The sequence below is a fragment of the Mycolicibacter senuensis genome, from assembly GCF_003284925.1.
GTDB classification, from domain to species: domain Bacteria; phylum Actinomycetota; class Actinomycetes; order Mycobacteriales; family Mycobacteriaceae; genus Mycobacterium; species Mycobacterium algericum_A.
In genome coordinates, this window is sequence record NZ_QMEX01000015.1 from 21,101 (window position 1) to 38,724 (window position 17,624).

17 protein-coding genes are annotated in these 17,624 nt (G+C 68.0%); 7 read left to right on the forward strand and 10 right to left on the reverse strand.

The window, feature by feature from the left end:
• Window positions 1-19: 19 nt before the first annotated feature.
• Window positions 20-1,108, reverse strand: coding sequence for a ferredoxin--NADP reductase (locus DQP56_RS06925; RefSeq protein WP_112684226.1), 1,089 nt, complete (start codon window positions 1,106-1,108; stop codon window positions 20-22).
• Between the two features lie 173 nt (window positions 1,109-1,281).
• On the opposite strand from DQP56_RS06925, the gene hsaA reads away from it, so the two are divergent.
• Genes hsaA through hsaB form a run of 3 tightly spaced genes read left to right on the forward strand, consistent with a single transcriptional unit; the run spans window position 1,282 to window position 3,974 of the window.
• The gene (gene hsaA / locus DQP56_RS06930) at window positions 1,282-2,472 is read left to right on the forward strand and encodes a 3-hydroxy-9,10-secoandrosta-1,3,5(10)-triene-9,17-dione monooxygenase oxygenase subunit (protein WP_112684227.1); all 1,191 of its coding nucleotides are present in this window, start codon (window positions 1,282-1,284) and stop codon (window positions 2,470-2,472) included.
• Between the two features lie 15 nt (window positions 2,473-2,487).
• The gene (gene hsaC, locus DQP56_RS06935; protein ID WP_112684228.1) at window positions 2,488-3,390 is read left to right on the forward strand and encodes an iron-dependent extradiol dioxygenase HsaC; all 903 of its coding nucleotides are present in this window, start codon (window positions 2,488-2,490) and stop codon (window positions 3,388-3,390) included.
• A gap of 32 nt (window positions 3,391-3,422) precedes the next feature.
• Window positions 3,423-3,974 (forward strand): 3-hydroxy-9,10-secoandrosta-1,3,5(10)-triene-9,17-dione monooxygenase reductase subunit, encoded by a 552-nt coding sequence (gene hsaB / locus DQP56_RS06940; protein WP_205868814.1) that lies wholly within the window; start codon window positions 3,423-3,425, stop codon window positions 3,972-3,974.
• A 79-nt stretch (window positions 3,975-4,053) separates the two neighbouring features.
• Here hsaB and DQP56_RS06945 read toward each other — a convergent pair whose 3' ends face one another.
• The 9 genes from DQP56_RS06945 to fadD3 are packed head-to-tail and all read right to left on the reverse strand — an operon-like array spanning window position 4,054 to window position 13,765.
• Window positions 4,054-5,322: a hypothetical protein gene (locus tag DQP56_RS06945; protein WP_112684230.1), complete on the reverse strand. Its 1,269-nt coding sequence runs from the start codon at window positions 5,320-5,322 to the stop codon at window positions 4,054-4,056.
• 7 nt (window positions 5,323-5,329) lie between these two features.
• Window positions 5,330-5,731 (reverse strand): heme-binding protein, encoded by a 402-nt coding sequence (locus DQP56_RS06950; protein ID WP_112684231.1) that lies wholly within the window; start codon window positions 5,729-5,731, stop codon window positions 5,330-5,332.
• A 38-nt stretch (window positions 5,732-5,769) separates the two neighbouring features.
• A complete protein-coding gene (locus tag DQP56_RS06955) occupies window positions 5,770-6,960 on the reverse strand; it encodes a pyridoxal phosphate-dependent aminotransferase (protein ID WP_112684232.1) in 1,191 nt (396 codons plus the stop codon).
• 4 nt (window positions 6,961-6,964) lie between these two features.
• Window positions 6,965-8,152, reverse strand: a complete 1,188-nt coding sequence (locus DQP56_RS06960) for an alpha/beta hydrolase family protein (RefSeq protein ID WP_112684233.1) — start codon at window positions 8,150-8,152, stop codon at window positions 6,965-6,967.
• The gene (gene bsh, locus DQP56_RS06965) at window positions 8,149-9,135 is read right to left on the reverse strand and encodes a bile salt hydrolase (RefSeq protein WP_112684234.1); all 987 of its coding nucleotides are present in this window, start codon (window positions 9,133-9,135) and stop codon (window positions 8,149-8,151) included. Before bsh ends, DQP56_RS06960 begins: the two co-directional genes overlap by 4 nt.
• Before the next feature lie 19 nt (window positions 9,136-9,154).
• Window positions 9,155-10,120, reverse strand: a complete 966-nt coding sequence (ipdE2, locus tag DQP56_RS06970; RefSeq protein WP_112684235.1) for an acyl-CoA dehydrogenase IpdE2 — start codon at window positions 10,118-10,120, stop codon at window positions 9,155-9,157.
• Window positions 10,120-11,094 carry an acyl-CoA dehydrogenase family protein gene (locus DQP56_RS06975; RefSeq protein WP_112684236.1) on the reverse strand — a complete coding sequence of 325 codons (975 nt, stop codon included), beginning with the start codon at window positions 11,092-11,094 and terminating at the stop codon, window positions 10,120-10,122. The genes ipdE2 and DQP56_RS06975 overlap by 1 nt, the downstream gene beginning before the upstream one ends.
• Window positions 11,091-12,224, reverse strand: a complete 1,134-nt coding sequence (locus tag DQP56_RS06980; protein ID WP_112684251.1) for an acyl-CoA dehydrogenase family protein — start codon at window positions 12,222-12,224, stop codon at window positions 11,091-11,093. Before DQP56_RS06980 ends, DQP56_RS06975 begins: the two co-directional genes overlap by 4 nt.
• Window positions 12,224-13,765: a 3-((3aS,4S,7aS)-7a-methyl-1,5-dioxo-octahydro-1H-inden-4-yl)propanoate--CoA ligase FadD3 gene (gene fadD3 / locus DQP56_RS06985; protein WP_112684237.1), complete on the reverse strand. Its 1,542-nt coding sequence runs from the start codon at window positions 13,763-13,765 to the stop codon at window positions 12,224-12,226. The genes DQP56_RS06980 and fadD3 overlap by 1 nt, the downstream gene beginning before the upstream one ends.
• A gap of 148 nt (window positions 13,766-13,913) precedes the next feature.
• On the opposite strand from fadD3, the gene ipdE1 reads away from it, so the two are divergent.
• From ipdE1 to fadA6, 4 genes are read left to right on the forward strand one after another with little or no spacing between them, the layout of a single operon-like run.
• Complete coding sequence (gene ipdE1, locus DQP56_RS06990) at window positions 13,914-15,062, forward strand: acyl-CoA dehydrogenase IpdE1 (protein WP_112684238.1); 1,149 nt, start codon at window positions 13,914-13,916, stop codon at window positions 15,060-15,062.
• Complete coding sequence (gene ipdF, locus DQP56_RS06995; protein WP_112684239.1) at window positions 15,059-15,859, forward strand: (5R,7aS)-5-hydroxy-7a-methyl-1-oxo-2,3,5,6,7,7a-hexahydro-1H-indene-carboxyl-CoA reductase; 801 nt, start codon at window positions 15,059-15,061, stop codon at window positions 15,857-15,859. Before ipdE1 ends, ipdF begins: the two co-directional genes overlap by 4 nt.
• A 2-nt stretch (window positions 15,860-15,861) precedes the next feature.
• The gene (gene kstR2 / locus DQP56_RS07000; RefSeq protein WP_112684252.1) at window positions 15,862-16,440 is read left to right on the forward strand and encodes a TetR family transcriptional regulator KstR2; all 579 of its coding nucleotides are present in this window, start codon (window positions 15,862-15,864) and stop codon (window positions 16,438-16,440) included.
• Between the two features lies 1 nt (window position 16,441).
• Window positions 16,442-17,608, forward strand: coding sequence for a steroid 3-ketoacyl-CoA thiolase FadA6 (fadA6, locus tag DQP56_RS07005; RefSeq protein ID WP_112684240.1), 1,167 nt, complete (start codon window positions 16,442-16,444; stop codon window positions 17,606-17,608).
• The last annotated feature ends 16 nt before the right edge of the window (window positions 17,609-17,624 follow it).

Genomic DNA, 17,624 nt, shown 5'->3' on the forward strand with positions numbered 1-17,624 from the left:
CACCAACCTAGACCCGAGATCACTCGTCGTAGGTCACTTCCACCGAATCGGTCTCGGGATGGGCCTGGCAGGCCAGGATCAGCCCCTCGTCGAGGTCTTGTGGTTCCAGCACATCGTTGACCTCCATGGCGACCTCGCCTTTCTTCAAAACGCAAGCGCATGCGCCGCAGTGCCCCTCACGGCAGGAGAACGGGGCGTCGAGGCCCTTGTCGAGCAGCAGGTCCAGCAGCTTGACGTGGCGCGGCCACGCAATCGTCTGGGTCTGCCCGTCCAATTCGACGGTGACGGTGGCCGGCGCCGTGTCCGCTGACCCCTCAGGCGCCTCGGTGATCTGGACCGCGGCGAACGGGTCGCTCTCCAACGACTTGAACACCTCGAGATGCACCTGCTCGGCCGGAACCTGCAAAGCGTCCAGCGCGTCCCGCGACGCCTGCATGAACGGGCCGGGTCCGCAGATGAAGGCCTGGCGGTCGGTGTAGGGCGCGATCAGCTGGGCCAGCGCCGCGGAGCTCGGCAGGCCCTGCACCGATTCCAACCAGTGCACGACCGTGAGCCGGTCGGGGTACTTGGCGGCCAGTTCGCGCAGCGCGGTGCCGAAGATCACCGACCGTTCGTCGCGGTTGGCGTACACCAGCACCACCTTGCCGCTGCCCTGCGACAGCGCCGACTTGCAGATCGCCATCATCGGCGTGATCCCGCTGCCGGCGGCCAGTAGCAGGAAATCGGTGTCCAGGGACTTGGGCACGAAGGTGCCCGACGGCGCGAGCACGTGGACTCGCATCCCGGGACGGGCGTGATCGCAGAGCCAATTCGAGGCGTAGCCGTCCGCGGTCCGCTTCACGGTGACGGTCAGCGAGTCGTCGGTGAACGGAGAGCTGCACAACGAATAGCAGCGGGCCACCGAACCGGTGCGTTCGCTGGGAATTCGCAGCGTCAAAAACTGGCCCGGCGAGTACTTGAGCCGCTCCGCGGGGATCTCCGGATCGTCGGGGCCGTCCGGCACGCCGAATACCAGCGAACACGCGTCGTCGGTCTCGGCGACGACCTCGCTGATCTGCAATTCCAGGACGTGACTGCCGAGTGGTTCGTCCGGAATGGTCTCCGTCACAGTCCGCCCCTCACCTTCCGTCATAACTAGAACAGGTTACAGAAAACCGGTCCGGTATCGCTACCAGCCGCAGGAACACCCCACTCGACACAAATCGGAACGTGTTCTAATCTCACTCTAGGCTGGTTGAGAAACGGGCCGCTATACCTGCTCACTCCATGGGAGGCAATCTAGTGACGTCCATTCAGCAGCGTGACGCGCAGTCGGTGCTGGCAGCCATCGACGACCTTCTTCCGCAGTTGCGCGAGCGCGCCCAGGAGACCGAAGATCTGCGCAAGCTTCCCGACGCCAACATCAAGGCGCTCGAGGAGATCGGATTCTTCACGCTGTTGCAGCCGTCGCAGTGGGGCGGTCTGGAATGTGACCCGGCGGTGTTCTACGAGGCGGTCCGCCGCATCGCCAGCGCCTGCGGTTCCACCGGGTGGGTGGCGTCGATCATCGGTGTGCACAACTGGCATTTGGCGCTGTTCGACCAGCGGGCCCAGGAAGAGGTGTGGGGATCCGACACCAACGTGCGGGTGTCGTCCTCCTACGCCCCGATGGGCGCCGGCGTGGTCACCGAGAACGCCGACGGTTACATCGTCAACGGCTCCTGGAACTGGTCGTCGGGCTGTGACCACGCCACCTGGGCATTCCTGGGCGGCCCGGTGATCAAGGACGGCAAGCCGGTGGACTTCGGCAGCTTCCTGATCCCGCGCAGCGAGTACACCATCGACGACGTCTGGCACGTGGTCGGCCTGCGCGGCACCGGCAGCAACACCGTCGTAGTCAAGGATGTCTTCGTGCCACGGCACCGCTTCCTGTCCTACAAAGCGATGAACGACCAGACCGCCGGCGGTTATGAGACCAACACCGCGCCGGTCTACAAGATGCCGTGGGGCACCATGCACCCCACCACGATCTCGGCCCCCATCATGGGCATGGCCTACGGCGCCTACCAGGCCCACGTCGAGCACCAGGGCAAGCGGGTGCGGGCGGCGTTCGCCGGCGAGAAGGCCAAGGACGACCCGTTCGCCAAGGTGCGGATCGCCGAGGCGGCCAGTGACATCGACGCCGGTTGGCGGCAGCTGATCGGCAATGTCGCCGACGAGTACGCGCTGCTGGCGGCCGGCAAGGAGATCCCGTTCGACCTGCGCGCCCGCGCGCGGCGCGACCAGGTGCGCGCCACCGGCCGGGCCATCGCCTCCATCGACCGGCTCTTCGAGGCGGCCGGCGCCACCGCGCTGTCCAACGACGCTCCGGTGCAGCGGTTCTGGCGTGACGCACACGCCGGCCGGGTGCACGCGGCCAACGACCCGGAGCGGGCATACCTGATCTTCGGCAACCACGAGTTCGGGTTGCCGCCCGGCGACACGATGGTCTGATCTGGAGGTATCGCGATGAGTATCCGTTCGCTGGGGTATCTGCGGATCCAGGCCACCGACATGGCGGCCTGGCGTGAGTTCGGCCTGAAGGTCCTCGGCATGGTCGAGGGCGACGGCGCCACCGATGGTGCGCTGTATCTGCGGATGGACGAGTTCCCGGCCCGGCTGGTGATCGTGCCCGGTGACACCGACCGGCTGCTGTCCTCAGGTTGGGAGTGCGCCAACGCTGAAGGGCTGCAAGAGATCCGGCAGCGCCTGGAAGTCGAGGGCACGCCCTACAAGGAGGCCTCGACCGCTGAGCTCGCCGAGCGTCGTGTCGTCGAGATGATCACCTTCGCCGACCCGTCCGGCAACACCCTCGAGGTGTTCCACGGGGTGGCGCTGCAGCACCGCCGGGTGGTCAGTCCCTACGGGCACCGGTTCGTCACCGAGGAACAGGGTCTGGGGCACGTGGTGCTGTCGACCAACGACGACGACGAGGCGCTGCACTTCTACCGCGACGTGCTCGGCTTCCGGCTGCGCGACTCGATGCGGCTGCCGCCGCAGATGGTGGGCCGCCCGGCCGACGGCGACCCGGCGTGGCTGCGCTTCTTCGGCTGCAACCCGCGCCATCACAGCCTGGCGTTTTTGCCGATGCCCACCCCGACCGGCATCGTGCACCTGATGGTCGAGGTCGGCGAGGCCGACGACGTGGGGCTCTGCCTGGACCGCGCTTACCGCCGCAAGGTGCCCATGGCCGCGACCCTGGGCCGGCACGTCAACGACAAGATGTTGTCGTTCTACATGAAGTCGCCCAGCGGGTTCCAGGTCGAATTCGGTTGTGAGGGACTGGAAGTCGACGATGAGGACTGGGTGGCTCGGGAGAGCACCGCGGTCAGCCTGTGGGGGCACGACTTCACGGTCGGCATAGAGTCATAGCAGTGAGCTCCGAAGCGAAAGACGACCTTCCGATAGACCCGCGCGCGTTCCGCAACGTACTCGGTCAGTTCTGTACGGGGATCACCATCATCACCACCGTGCACGATGACGTGCCGGTAGGGTTCGCCTGCCAGTCGTTCGCCGCGCTGTCGCTGGACCCGCCGCTGGTGCTGTTCTGCCCGACGAAGCTGTCGCGGTCCTGGCAGGCCATCGAGGCCAGCGGACGCTTCTGCGTGAACATCCTGGCCGAAGAGCAGAAGGATATCTGCGCCCGGTTCGGCTCGCGTGAGCCGGACAAGTTCGCCGGCGTGGAATGGACGCCCTCACCGCTGGGATCGCCGATCCTGGCCCGCTCCCTGGCCCACATTGACTGCACGGTGGCCTCGGTGCACGACGGCGGCGACCACTTCGTGGTGTTCGGGGCGGTGCAATCGCTATCCGATGTGCCGGAGGTGAAGCCGCGGCCGCTGCTGTTCTACCGCGGCGACTACACCGGTATCGAACCGGAGAAGACCACGCCCGCGCAGTGGCGCGACGACCTGGAGGCGTTTCTCACCGCCACCACCGACGACACCTGGCTGTAGGTTCTTTCTTTCCCGCGAGCAGTCGCGAAAGCCCCCAAATCAACGGTATTTTGGGGGCTTTCGCGACTGCTCGGCGGCTTTAATGCCAGCGCTGCTGGTGTTCGGCGTGGGTCCGCAGATACGCCCCGGGGCCGTAGAGCTCGTCGTAGAAGTCGGTGTCCAGATGCTGGGCCTGCAGGTACATCAGCACGTGCACGGTCGGCACGGTGCCAGGCAGCTTGCCGAAGGTGTCGTAGATGTACGACGCCTGCAGCGTGACCAGCTCGGCGATGCCCTCGGGCGGCAGCGCCGAACCGCGTACCCCCGTATTGTCCTTCCACGGTCCCGCCGTCTCGCGGTGGGACGGACCGCCGGGGCCGAATTTGCGGGCCACCAGCTTGGCCACGCCGTCGGCCACCGACGCGACGTGGGGCGGGCTGAGCGTCTCGAAGTGGCCGGGCAGTCCGGTGACGTTCGGGAACGGCCAGCGCGGGTCGTCATCGGCGACGAAGCCGAACCCGGGTGCCCGCGGGTCACCCGAGCCGCCCAGCACCGACAACCGGTCCAGGCCGTCGAAGATCCAGCCGCCCAGCCCCATCGCCTGCAAGCCCAGCGCCCCGTTGTGGGCGGCGATGGACAGCTCGGCGCTGGCCTCGGTCAGCGTGTACTGCTCGACGAACGACAACGGTATCGGGTCGTCGGCGTGCGTCAGCCCGGAAAACGCTTGGATGCCCGGGATTTCGCAGCCGTTGATATCGTCGCGGACCGGGTAGCCGTTGGCCGCGAAGAACCACAGGTTCTCCAGCAGGTGCTCGGCCAGATCCGCCACCGCGAACGCCAGCAGACTGCCCGGGTGGTTGCCGATCCAGGTGTTGTGGCCTTCCATGTAGGGCTCTTCGCGGGGCAGCTGCAACCGGGAATCCGAGAGCCGCACATAGGAATCGGCGGTATGGCTGATCCGGTCCTCGAGGGTGTCGAATTCCCGGGGCGGCTGATCACGGGTCGGCAGCAGATAGCAGCCGTTGTCGTCGGTGAAGAACACCTGACTGGTGTGAAAGCCCGCCGCCGACGGCATGGCCCGGCCGGTGGCGCTACCGGGGTAGTTCGGCAGCGCGGGGGCATAACCGGGGTGGTGCGCGATGCCGTCATGCCAGCCGGTGACACCGGCCATCAGCGACAGCAGCAGCGCCCGCTCGACGTCGGAGAGCGGCTGCACCGGCCGGCGGCTGCGGTAGGCCAGGGGGCCGGCCGGAATGACACCGCCGGCCGGGAACCGCCGCGACCGGCGCCCGGAGATGGCGGCGAACAACCCGAACCCGGCCGCCTCGGCCAGCGCGGCTCGTTCGTGCTCGCTGATCGTCAGGCCCATGGCGGACCTATTTGCTGACGGTCTCCAGCAGCATGGCCAGCTGGGTCGGCGACACCGCGATCCCGCACTGGTTCTTCAGGTCGGTGAGCGGCTGGGCTATGCCCTGCAGGGTCGACAATTGGTCGAGGTGGCTGACGAAGTAACCCTGCACGGAGGACTTGGCCTGCTCCGGCGGCATGGTGGCGGCATTGGTCAGCACGTCGTTGGCCTCCGGGTGCTCGTTGAGGAACACACCCGCCTGGCTCAGCACCCCGCTGGCGGTACTGGACAGTCCGGCGGCCGTGCAGGGCGCCGGTGCCGCATCGGCGGCCGGGGCGGTGGTCCCGGCCGTTGCGGAAGCGGCCACCGCGCCGAGGATGCCGACGGCCGCCGCACCGATCGCCAGTCGAGAAGTCGTGGATGTGCGCATTGCTGTGATCCCTTCGATCAGACGAGCTTGGGCTAAACCTACCCGAGCGGCAGCCACTCGCGGATTCGGCGCAATGCTTCTTCGATGTCGGTGGTCGGGCCGGCGAACGACAGCCGCACGAAGGTGTTGCCCCGTTCGGTGTCGAAGTCGATACCCGGCGCCAGCGCGACCCCGGTGTCGGCGAGCAGTCGCGCGCAGAACGCCAGCGAATCGTCGGTATACCCGGCGACGTCGGCGTAGACGTAGAACGCGCCGTCGGTGGGCGCCAACCGGTCGATGCCCATGGACCGCAGCCCGTCGAGTAGCAGTGCCCGGTTGGCGGCGTAGTGCCGCAGATGGCCGTCCGATTCGGCGATCGATTCGGGGGTGAATGCGGCCACGGCGGCGTATTGGGCCAGCACCGGCGGGCAGATGGTGAAGTTGCCGGTGAGGCGGTCCACCGCGCGGCGCAGCGCTGCCGGCACCAGCAGCCAGCCCAGCCGCCAGCCGGTCATCGCGAAGTACTTGGAAAAGCTGTTGGCCACCACCGCGTTCCGCGAGGTCTGCCAGGCGCAGCTGGTCTGCGGGGCGCCGTCGTAGACCAGGCCGTGGTAAACCTCGTCGCTGATCAGCCGCACCCCGGTCTCGTCGCACCAGGTGGCGATCGCGGCCAGCTCGGCGGGCTCTAAGACGGTGCCGGTCGGGTTGGCCGGGCTGGCGACGATCACCCCGGCCAGCGGCCCGGTTTCGGCGAGTGCGGCCAGCATCGCCGCGGTGGGCTGGAAACGGGTCTCGGGCCCGCACGGGATCTCGACCACCTCGCAGCCCAGCGCGGTCAGGATGTTGCGGTAGCACGGGTAACCGGGGCTGGCGATCGCCACCCGGTCACCGGCGTCGAAGCAGGCCAGAAACGCCAGCAGGAAACCGCCCGACGAACCGGTGGTCACCACCACGTCGTCGGGGTCGACGGCCAGGCCGTAGCGATCGCCGTAGGAGCCGGCGATGGCCGCGCGCAACTCCGGGATCCCCAGCGCGACCGTGTAGCCGAGTTGGTTGGCCCGCAGCGCCGCTGCGGCGGCGTCACGCACCGGACCGGGCGCGCCGACACTGGGCTGCCCGGCCGACAGGTTCACCAGATCGCCGTGGCTGCGTTGGCGTTCGGCGGCGGCCAGCCACACGTCCATCACGTGGAACGGTGGGATGCCCGCACGCAGCGCGACGCCGCCGGAGCCGGGAGCCGAATCGGTCATGGCATCAACCTGCCATGACCCGCTGCAGGAAACGGGTGGAGTCGGGCATCGAGGCGATCACCGTGCCGGAATGGTCCTGGTCGGGGTAGATATGCAGCTCCACATCCTGGTGATTGTCGGTCAGTTGCTGATACAGCGTCTGGGTGGAAAGCGGCGGGACATCACTGTCGAGCAGCCCTTGGCCCAAAAAGATCGGCCGGCTGTAACCCTCGGTGGGCGTGCCCATGAAGCTGTCCAGCGCCGCGTCGATGCCGGGCAGCGAGCCGACCGGGGCGCTGAACAAGTCGTTGAGCGTGGTGGTCCCGACCCGCTGATCCAAGGCCGGTTTGCACAGCGACTGTGCGGCGTCGGCCAACTCGCGGCCGCGTGGCGTCAGCACCTTGTCGATACCGAGTTCGGGGTGCGCCTCGCGCAGTGCGGCGAGGATGTAGGAGGTGTAGCTGATCGCCGCCGGCGGTGTCTGACGCGGCGGCAGATCCGGCCCGGCCCGGGCGAACACCCGCTCGATGTTGGCCGGTGTTCCGGTGGCCACCACACCGCGGTAGTCGAGTCCGGCGCCTGCGGTCAGCCGGTCGGCCCACCAGGCGCTGTTGACCGCCGCGCCGCCGCCCTGCGATTGGCCGATGATCGCCCATTTTGGCGACAGCGGCAGGTCCAGGTGATGAACCGCGCGAACGGAGTCCACCACCGAATGCGCTTCGGCGGTGCTGTTGAGGTAGCTCATCAGTCCCGGGGTGCCCAGGCCGGCGTAGTCGGTGCCGACGACGACGTAGCCCTGGTCGAGCCAGTGCGTCAGGTACTCGTCGTCTCGGGCGCTGCGGGGCAGCGCCGATGGCGTGCAGTCGTCGCCCAGGCCGACGGTGCCGTGTGCCCAGGCGACCACCGGCCAGCCACCGGGTGGCGGGGCGGTGCGCGGGGTGAAGACGGCCGCCGTGCTGACCGCCGGTTCGGCGTGCTGGTCGACGGTGGCGTACAGGATGCGGAACGCCTCGCCGGCACCGCGCACCGACAGCGCCGGGTTCAGCGGTACCGCGGCGATCACGTCTCCGGCCGAAGGGATCGGCCCGGCGTAATCGCGGGCGTCCAAGCCGGACCAGTCCGGCGCGGTGATAGCGCCGACCGGACTGGTGGTTGTCAGGGCGCACACCAGCACCGCCAGCAAGGCCGCGGCCAGGCGACGGTTCCCAGTCACGTGGTGATTTCCAGAAACGTGAACGGCTCGGTGACCTCGAATTCGGCCGAGCTCTCGCCGGCGAACGTGTTGGATTCGTCGCGCCCCAGATCCAGCTTGCGCACCGGTGCGCCCTCGGACAGGTCGAGCTTGTTCAGGTCCACCCAGAAGACGTTGGGCGTCAACGCCGACTCGAAGCAGTACAGCTTGCGGGTGTGGTGGGCGACGGTGCGCCACCGGGTGGAGGAGATGTTCGGCTCGTCCGGTGTGGAGATGCCGAACGGGACCGACACGTTGCGCACTACGCTGAACACCGAGGCGAGCGCGATCTTGGGGTCTTCGACCTTGGGTATCGCGTTGACGTAGAACGATGCCCGCGCGAACCGGTCGGCGGCCCGGTTGGTGCCCGGCAGCATGACCGTGCCGCCGAGTTGTTCCCAGTAGGCGTTGACGGCGAGTTGCTGTTCGAAGACCGGGGAGTTCGTCATCACCTGATAGTCGCGACTGTGGTGGATGACCTGTTTGCCGCCAACGTATTCCACGATCGCACTGTCACCGCTGCTGTCCGACATCGACAGGTGCAGGGTGGCCAGCCGCTCTTCCCCGGGCACGCCTTCGGTGAGCACATCGAACGGTTCGGTCTGCAGTGCTGCGACCGCATCGGCCACCGTGGCGAAGTTGTCGAGCATGTACTGGGCCCACGTTGCGACGGACATCACCGGGCGGGAACCATTGCGGGAGGGGTATTCCGACTCGGCCAGCCACAGCAGGTTGGCCGACAGGCCGGCCTCGTTCAATCCGTCGGTGGTGCAGATGTCGTAGCCGGTGGCCACCACGCTGCCGTACTTCGCGGTCCACTCGATGGAGTTCGTTCCGGCCCGCCCGTCGCGCTTCACACCGCGCGGCAACGACCACAGGTTGGTTGCCAGATCAAGCTTCCAGTCCATCGACCGTCCGGTGATGATGTTGCCATTGGGGCCGAGGTAAACCAGTCGGGTGCACATGTGTCTACCGTACGGGCTCCTAGAACACTTCGGCCTGTAACCGCCGCAGGTGTTCGGCCGGCTGGCCGAGCAGCTGCGAACTGCCGTGCGCGCGTTTGAAATAAAGCTGGATGTCGCTTTCCCAAGTGATCGCGATGCCGCCGTGCAGTTGGACCGCCTCAGCGGCGACTTTGGAGAATGCCTCACTGGCAACGACTCTGGCCAGCGCGGCCGACGTCGCCGACGGCTCGGCGATCGCGTCGTCGACGACGGCCCGGGCTGCCGAGACGGCCACGTACAGGTCGGCCATCCGGTGCTTGAGGGCCTGGAAGCTGCCGATCGGCCGGCCGAACTGCACCCGGTCCTTGGTGTACTGCACGGTCAGGTCCAGACAGCGGGTGGCCGCGCCGACCTGTTCGGCGGCCAGCAGGATCGCCGCATAGTCGGCGATGCCGGGGTCGGCGCCGATGGGCGCGGTCTGCTCGGCGGTGACCCGGCCCAGCCGGCGGGTGGGGTCCATGGTTGCCACCGGCTCGGCGCTGAAGGCCGTCCAGCGCAGCAGTTGTCCGTCTTGGACGCCGATGACAACACCGTCGACATCCGCTGCGCCCACCAGATCGCCGTTGGCCGCGTAACCGTCACCGAAGACCACCGCTCCGATCGCACTGCCTTCGGCGAGCCGCTCCAGCGTTTCGGCATCAGGCTCGGTGGCGGCCAGCAGTGCCAGCTCGGCCAGCACGGTGCCCAACAGCGGGGTGGGCACCAGCGCCTTGCCCAGTTCCTCGAGCACGACGGCGGCATCGCCCAACTCGCCGCCGGCGCCGCCGAGCTCCTCGGGCACCACCAGCGCGGCGGCACCGACCTGCTCGCACAACAGCTGCCACAGCGACTCGTCGTAGCCGCGGTCGGATTCCATCGCGGTGCGGACCGCTTCGGGGGTGGCGTGCTTGTCGACCAGCGCGGCGACCGTCTGGCGCAGCAGGTCGCGTTCTTCATTGCGGGCCATCAGATCGCCTCCAACACTCGCCGCCGGTGGGCGGTGGCATCTCCCCAGGCCGGGCGCACGGCCTGCACCCGCAGCAGCCACAGTGACAGGTCGCATTCACTGGTGAAACCGATCGCACCGTGCGTCTGCAGCGCCGAGCGCGCGGCCAGCAGGGCGGCATCGGCGGCCGCGACCTTGGCCGCGCTGACGTCGCGGGCGGTCTCGGCGGTCTCGGCGGTCTCGGAGGCGAGTGAGAGCGCCGCTCCGTACACCAACGGGCGCGCCAGCTCCAAAGCGATGTGCACGTCGGCCAGCTTGTGCTTGATCGCCTGGTAGCTGCCGATCACCCGGCCGAACTGGGTGCGCTGCTTGGCGTAGTCCACGCTCGCGTTCAGCATGGCCTGCCCGGCCCCGATCAGCTGCGCTGCGGTGGCCAGGGCGCCCACCTCGTAGGCGCGGGCGGTGTCGGCTTCCCAGGAGTCGCCGGTGGCAGTCACGTCGAAGACGCCCCGGCTGGGGTCTACCGAGGCATGCCGGGTGCCGGCCTGCGCCGTGCCGGCCCGGCCGTTCTCTGCCAGCAAGACGAGGTCGGCGGTGTCGGCAGCCACGGCGCGGGGGGTGTGCGGCGGCAGCGCCACGGTGGCGATCAGCTCACCGGCGGCCAGCCCGGCCAGCTGCGCTGCGGCGTCGGGTGCACCGGCCAGCAGAACCGGCGCCACCGCAATCGATTCCACCACCGGCCCGGGTACGCACCAGCGGCCGAGCGCTTCCATGGCCAGCACCAGATCGACCGGGTGGGCGCCGATGCCGTCGAACTCCTCGGGTACGGCCAACGCGGTGACACCGAGTTCGGACAGCTGGTTCCACACCCGCTTGCCGGCCGCCGTGTCACCGGTCGACCAGGCGCGCACCGCGCCCGGCACGTCGGCCGCGGCAAGCGCGGCGTCGATGCTGGCCGCGAAGTCGCGCTGGTCTTGGTCTAGATCGAATTTCACTTCTTCTCCCGGGGCAGGCCCAGCAGCCGCTCGGCGATGATATTGCGCTGGATCTCGTTGGTACCGGCGTAGATCGGGCCACCCAGCGCGAACAGGTAGCCGTGGGTCCAGGCGTCGGCAAGCTCGCCGTCGGCGCCGCGGATGTCCAGGCCGGTCTGGTGCAGCGCGACGTCGAGATCGGACCAGAACACTTTGGTCACCGAGGATTCCGCGCCCAGCTCGCCGCCGGCGGCCAGCCGGGTCACGGTGCCGAAGGTCTGCAGCCGGTAGGCCTGCGCGGCGATCCAGGCGTCGGCGACCCGATCGGTGTACGCCGGGTCGCTGCCGTGCTCGCGCCAGAGCGCGACCAGCTTCTCGGCTCCCACCAGGAACCGGGCCGGGCTGCGCAGGCTCATGCCGCGCTCATTGCTCGACGTGCTCATCGCGGCGCGCCAGCCCTCGCCTGCCACACCGATCACGTCGTTGTCCGGTACGAACACGTCGTCGAGGAAGATCTCGCCGAAACCGGTCTCGCCGCCGAGCTGCTCGATGGCGCGCACGGTGACTCCGGGTGCCTTGAGGTCGAACATGAAGTAGGTCAGCCCGTGGTGGCGCTGGGCCTCCGGGTCCGAGCGGAACAAGCCGAAGCCGCGCTCACCGAACGGCGCGCGTGAGCTCCAGATCTTCTGTCCGTTGAGCTTCCAGCCGCCCTCGACCTTGGTGGCCGTCGACCGCAGCGACGCCAGGTCGCTGCCGGACTCCGGTTCCGACCAGGCCTGCGCCCAGATCTCCTCGCCAGTCGCCATCTTCGGCAGCACCCGGTCCAACTGTTCTTCGGTTCCGTGTGCGAACAGCGTCGGCGCCAGCATCGAGGTGCCGTTGGCGCTGGCGCGCCCCGGTGCGCCCGCGCGGAAGTACTCCTCCTCGAACACCACCCACTGCAGCAGGGTGGCGTCGCGCCCGCCGTACTTCTCCGGCCAGGCGATCACCGACAGGCCGGCGTCGTAAAGCACCTTTTCCCAACGACGGTGCTGTTCGAAGCCTTCGGCGGTGTCGTAGGACGCGACCGGGAACTTGTCTTTGTTCGCCGCCAGGAACTCGCGGACCTCCGTGCGGAAGGCCTCGGTGTCGGCATCGAAATTCAGGTCCATCAAGCCCACTCTCTCAACTCATGCTTGACCACCTTGCCGCCGGGATTGCGCGGCAGGGAGTCGGCGAAGGTCACCGATCGCGGTGTCTTGAAGTTCGCCAGATGTTCACGGGCGTAAGCGATCACCGTCGCTTCGTCCAGCTCGGATCCTGCCCGGCGCACGATGAATGCCCGTCCGACTTCGCCGAGCCGCTCGTCAGGCACCCCGATCACCGCCACGTCGGCCACTCCGTCGAGGCGGGCCAGTACCTGCTCGATCTCGGCCGGATAGACGTTGAAGCCGCCGCAGATGTACATGTCCTTGAGCCGGTCGGTGATTCGCAGGTTGCCGGCCGCGTCCACGGTGCCGACGTCACCGGTGTGCAGCCAGCCGTCGGCGTCGATGGCGGCCGCGGTGGCCTCGGCGTCATCGAGGTAACCGAGCATGACGTTGGCGCTGCGCAGCAGCACCTCGCCGGCCTCGGAGTCGGGACCGTGATCGATTCGCAGCTCGAAGTCGGCGATCGGCCGCCCGCAGGTGGTGGCGACGGTGACGGCGTCATCATCGGCGCGGCACATGGTGGCGAACCCGCCGGACTCGGTCAGCCCGTAGGCGGTCAGCACGATGTCGATGTCGAGTTCGTTCTGCATCCGCTCGATCAACACCACCGGCACGGTTGCGGCACCGGTGACCGCGAACCGCAGCGAGCTCAGGTCATGCCGATCGCGGTCGGGGTGGTCGAGCAGCGTCTGGTAGATGGTCGGAGGTCCGGGCAGCACGGTGATCCGGTGTTCGGCGATAGCTCGCAACGCTGCGGCCGGATCGAACGTCAGCTGTGGGATCAGGGTGGCCCCGGTCTGCAGACAGGCCAGGATGCCGGCCTTGTAGCCGAAGTTGTGGAAGAACGGGTTGATGCACAGGTAGCGGTCGTCGGCGGTCAGCTGCCCGCACTCGGCCCAGGCCGCCGGGCCGGCCAGCGACTGCCGGTGGGCGCAGAGCACGCCCTTGCTGCGGCCGGTCGTCCCCGAGGTGAACAAGATGTCGGAGAGGTCGTCGGGGCCGACCGCCGCGGCCCGGGCGTCGATCTCGTCCTCGGTGATCGCCGCTCCGGACGCGATGAACTCGTCCCACGTTCCGTCAGCTATCTCCACCGGTACCCGGACCACGTGCTGCAGGTCGGGCAGTCGGTCTCGATCCAGTTCGGCGAGTCGGTCGGTCTTGAGGAACCGGCCCATGCCGATCAGCACCTTGGCTTTGCTGCGGACCAGGATGTCGGCGGCCTCCGCCGCGGTGTAACGGGTGTTCAGCGGTACCAGCACCGCGCCGGCGTAGTGGGTGCCCAGGCAGGCGATGACCCAGTGCCAGGTGTTCGGCGACCACAGCGCGACCCGGTCGCCAGGCGCCACGCCCTGGGCGATCAGCGCGGCCGCGGCGCGGCGCACCTGTTCACGCAGCTGGGCGTAGCTGAGCCGAACATCGTCGGTGAGCAGCGCCTCATGGTCGGGGAGTGCACTCGCGATGTGGTCCAGGGCCGCGGGGGTGGTCCGCGGGTCCGTGCTCATGGGCGCCACTCCTCCTCGTCGCTGCGTTCCGCTCGCCGCTGCGCGGCCGGGGGCGCCCCGACCGCATCGTCGCCGGCGCCGGACATCGGGACTCCCTGGGTTCGACGGCTCGTAGCCGAGCAAGTGCTTGGTAGGTTAGCCTACAAGGGTGCAAGCAGTCGAGGAGTTCCGGGCTGAGGTCCGCGCATGGCTGTCCGACAACCTGGTCGGAGAGTTCGCCAAGCTCAAGGGCCTCGGCGGTCCCGGACGCGAACACGAGGCCTTCGAGGAGCGGATGGCGTGGAACCGCCACCTCGCCGACGCCGGGCTGACCTGCCTGGGCTGGCCGATCGAACACGGCGGCCGCGGCCTGTCGGTGGCGCACCGGGTGGCGTTCTACGAGGAATACGCCCGCGCCGACGCGCCCGACAAGGTCAACCACCTCGGCGAGGAGTTGCTGGGTCCGACGCTGATCGCCTTCGGCACCCCCGAACAACAGCAGCGCTTCCTGCCCGGCATCCGCAACGTCACCGAGTTGTGGTGCCAGGGCTACTCCGAGCCGGGCGCCGGGTCTGACCTGGCCAATGTCGCCACCACCGCGGTGCTCGAGGGTGAGCAGTGGCTTATCAATGGCCAGAAGGTGTGGACCTCGCTGGCGCACCTGTCGCAATGGTGCTTCGTGGTCGCCCGTACCGAGAAGGGCTCCAAACGTCACAACGGGCTGTCGTATCTGCTGGTGCCACTGGATCAGCCCGGTGTCGAGATCCGCCCGATCGTGCAGCTGACCGGCACCTCGGAGTTCAACGAGGTGTTCTTCGACAACGCGGTCACTGATGCCGACCTGGTGGTGGGTGAGCCCGGCGACGGCTGGAAAGTGGCGATGGGCACGCTCACCTTCGAGCGCGGCGTCTCGACATTGGGACAGCAGATCCGTTACGCGCGTGAGCTTTCCGCGCTCGCAGAGCTCGCCACGCGCAACGGCGCCGCCGAAGACCCGCTGATCCGCGAGCGGCTGACCCGGTCGTGGGTCGGCTTGCGGTCGATGCGGTCGTATGCGATGGCCACCATGGACGTGGAGCAACCCGGCCAGGACAACGTCTCAAAGTTGCTGTGGGCCAACTGGCATCGCGACCTGGGCGAGCTTGCCATGGACGTGATCGGTCGCGACTCGATGGTGCTCGCCGACGGCGAGTTCGACGAGTGGCAGCGGCTCTACTTGTTCACCCGCTCAGACACCATCTACGGCGGGTCGAACGAGATTCAGCGCAACATCATCGCCGAGCGGGTTCTCGGCCTACCCCGGGAGGCAAAGGGATGAGCTCGGCCAAAGATCTGTCCAAGGCGCCGGACGAGATCGCCGGACACGGCCTATTGGCGGGCAAGACGGTGCTGGTGACCGCGGCCGCCGGTACCGGTATCGGTTCCACCACCGCCCGGCGTGCGCTGGTCGAGGGTGCCGACGTCGTGGTCTCCGACTACCACGAACGCCGGCTTTCCGAAACCCGCGAGGAATTGGCCGCTCTCGGGCTGGGCCGGGTGGAGGCGGTGGTCTGCGACGTCACCTCCACCGCTGCGGTCGACGAACTGTTCGAGACCGCCGTGGCCAGGATGGGCCGGCTCGACGTGCTGGTCAACAACGCCGGCCTGGGCGGCCAGACGCCGGTGATCGACATGACCGACGATGAGTGGGACCGGGTGCTGAACGTGACTTTGAACTCGGTGATGCGGGCCACCCGGGCCGCGTTGCGCTACTTCCGCGACGTCGAACACGGCGGCGTGATCGTCAACAACGCCAGCGTGCTGGGCTGGCGCGCGCAGCATTCCCAGTCGCACTACGCCGCCGCCAAGGCCGGTGTCATGGCCCTGACCCGGTGCAGCGCCATCGAGGCGGTCGAGTACGGGGTCCGGATCAACGCCGTGTCGCCGTCGATCGCCCGACACAAGTTCCTGGAGAAGACCAGCTCCGCGGAGCTGCTCGACCGGCTCGCCGAGGGCGAGGCCTTCGGCCGGGCCGCCGAGCCGTGGGAGATCGCCACCACGATCGCATTCTTGGCCAGCGACTACTCCAGTTACCTGACGGGCGAAGTCATCTCGGTTTCCAGTCAGCACCCGTGATGATGACGCGCCGTGACGAACTCCTGAACCTGGCTGCGGCGATGATCGCCGAGCGTGGGCTGCGCGCGACCACGGTGCGCGACATCGCCGACGCCGCCGGGATCCTGTCGGGGAGTCTGTATCACCACTTCTCCTCCAAGGAGGAGATGGTCGACGAGGTGCTGCGCGACTTCCTCGATTGGCTGTTCGAGCGCTACCAGCAGATCATCGACACCGAATCCGACCCGATGGAACGCTTCAAAGGGTTGTTCCTGGCGTCGTTCGATGCGATCGAGCACCGGCACGCCCAGGTCGTCATCTACCAGGACGAAGCCAAGCGGCTGTCGTCGCAGGAGCGCTTCGGCTACGTCGATGAGCGCAATCGCCAGCAGCGCAAGATGTGGATCGACGTGCTGCAGCAGGGCGTCGAAGCAGGTTGTTTCCGGCCCGACCTCGACGTCGACCTGGTCTACCGTTTCATCCGAGACACCACCTGGGTATCGGTGCGCTGGTACCAGCCCGGTGGCCCACTGACCGCCGAACAAGTCGGCAGACAATACCTCGCCATCGTCCTGGGTGGCATCACCAAAGAAGGAGTCTGAAATGGCCGCACAAGTCTCTGAGGCGTACGTCATCGACGCCGTTCGCACCGCCGTCGGCAAGCGCAACGGATCGCTGGCCGGTATCCACCCGATCGACTTGGGCGCGTTGGCGTTTAGCGGCCTGCTGGACCGGGTCGGTGTCGACCCGGCTGCTGTCGACGATGTGATCACCGGCTGCGTGGACGCCATCGGCGGCCAGGCCGGCAATATCGGCCGGCTGGCGTGGCTGGCGGCCGGCTTCCCCGAAGGGGTGCCCGGGGTCACCGTCGACCGGCAGTGCGGTTCGTCCCAGCAGGCCATCTCCTTCGGCGCGCAGGCGATCATGTCTCGCACCGCGGACCTGATCGTGGCCGGCGGCGTGCAGAACATGAGCTGGATCCCGATCTCGTCGGCAATGATCGTCGGCGAGCAGTTCGGCTTCACCTCGCCGACCAACGAGTCGAAGAAGTGGCTGGAGCGCTACGGCGACGAAGAAGTCTCCCAGTTCCGCGGTGCAGAGATGATCGCCGAGCGCTGGGACATCTCCCGCGAGGACATGGAGCGTTTCGCATTGCAGAGCCACCAGCGTGCGTTCACCGCGATCGCCGAGGGTCGCTTCGACAACGAGATCATCGATGTCGACGGTTTCCGGGTGGACGAGTGCCCGCGCGAGTCCACCTTGGAGAAGATGGCCGGCCTCAAGCCACTGGTCGAGGGCGGCCGGCTGACCGCCGCGGTCTCCAGCCAGATCTGTGACGGGTCGGCCGCGGTGCTGCTCGCCTCCGAAAGCGCCGTGCAGACGCACGGCCTGAAGCCCCGCGCCCGCATCCACCACATCAGTGCCCGTGGTGACGACCCGGTGATCATGCTGACCGGCCCGATTCCGGCCACTCGCTACGCGCTGGAGAAGACCGGCCTGAGCATCGACGACATCGACGTCGTGGAGATCAACGAGGCGTTTGCTCCGGTGGTGCAGGCCTGGATGAAGGAGTTCCCGATCGACCCGGCCAAGGTCAACCCCAATGGCGGGGCGATCGCGCTCGGGCATCCGCTGGGGGCCACCGGGGCCAAACTGTTCACCACGATGCTGCACGAGCTGGAGCGGACCGGCGGCCGGTACGGGTTGCAAACCATGTGTGAGGGCGGCGGTACGGCAAACGTCACCATCATCGAGCGGCTGGACAGCTAAACTTCTGCAGCATGGG

Bases quoted from the DNA above. Each gene is read 5' to 3' on its own strand.
- hsaC (WP_112684228.1), top strand. From the start codon at position 2,488: ATGAGTATCCGTTCGCTGGGGTATCTGCGGATCCAGGCCACCGACATG.
- DQP56_RS06945 (WP_112684230.1), bottom strand. From the start codon at position 5,322: ATGGGCCTGACGATCAGCGAGCACGAACGAGCCGCGCTGGCCGAGGCG.
- DQP56_RS06950 (WP_112684231.1), bottom strand. From the start codon at position 5,731: ATGCGCACATCCACGACTTCTCGACTGGCGATCGGTGCGGCGGCCGTC.
- DQP56_RS06955 (WP_112684232.1), bottom strand. From the start codon at position 6,960: ATGACCGATTCGGCTCCCGGCTCCGGCGGCGTCGCGCTGCGTGCGGGC.
- bsh (WP_112684234.1), bottom strand. From the start codon at position 9,135: ATGTGCACCCGACTGGTTTACCTCGGCCCCAATGGCAACATCATCACC.
- ipdE2 (WP_112684235.1), bottom strand. From the start codon at position 10,120: ATGGCCCGCAATGAAGAACGCGACCTGCTGCGCCAGACGGTCGCCGCG.
- DQP56_RS06980 (WP_112684251.1), bottom strand. From the start codon at position 12,224: ATGGACCTGAATTTCGATGCCGACACCGAGGCCTTCCGCACGGAGGTC.
- fadD3 (WP_112684237.1), bottom strand. From the start codon at position 13,765: ATGAGCACGGACCCGCGGACCACCCCCGCGGCCCTGGACCACATCGCG.
- ipdF (WP_112684239.1), top strand. From the start codon at position 15,059: ATGAGCTCGGCCAAAGATCTGTCCAAGGCGCCGGACGAGATCGCCGGA.
- kstR2 (WP_112684252.1), top strand. From the start codon at position 15,862: ATGACGCGCCGTGACGAACTCCTGAACCTGGCTGCGGCGATGATCGCC.
- fadA6 (WP_112684240.1), top strand. From the start codon at position 16,442: ATGGCCGCACAAGTCTCTGAGGCGTACGTCATCGACGCCGTTCGCACC.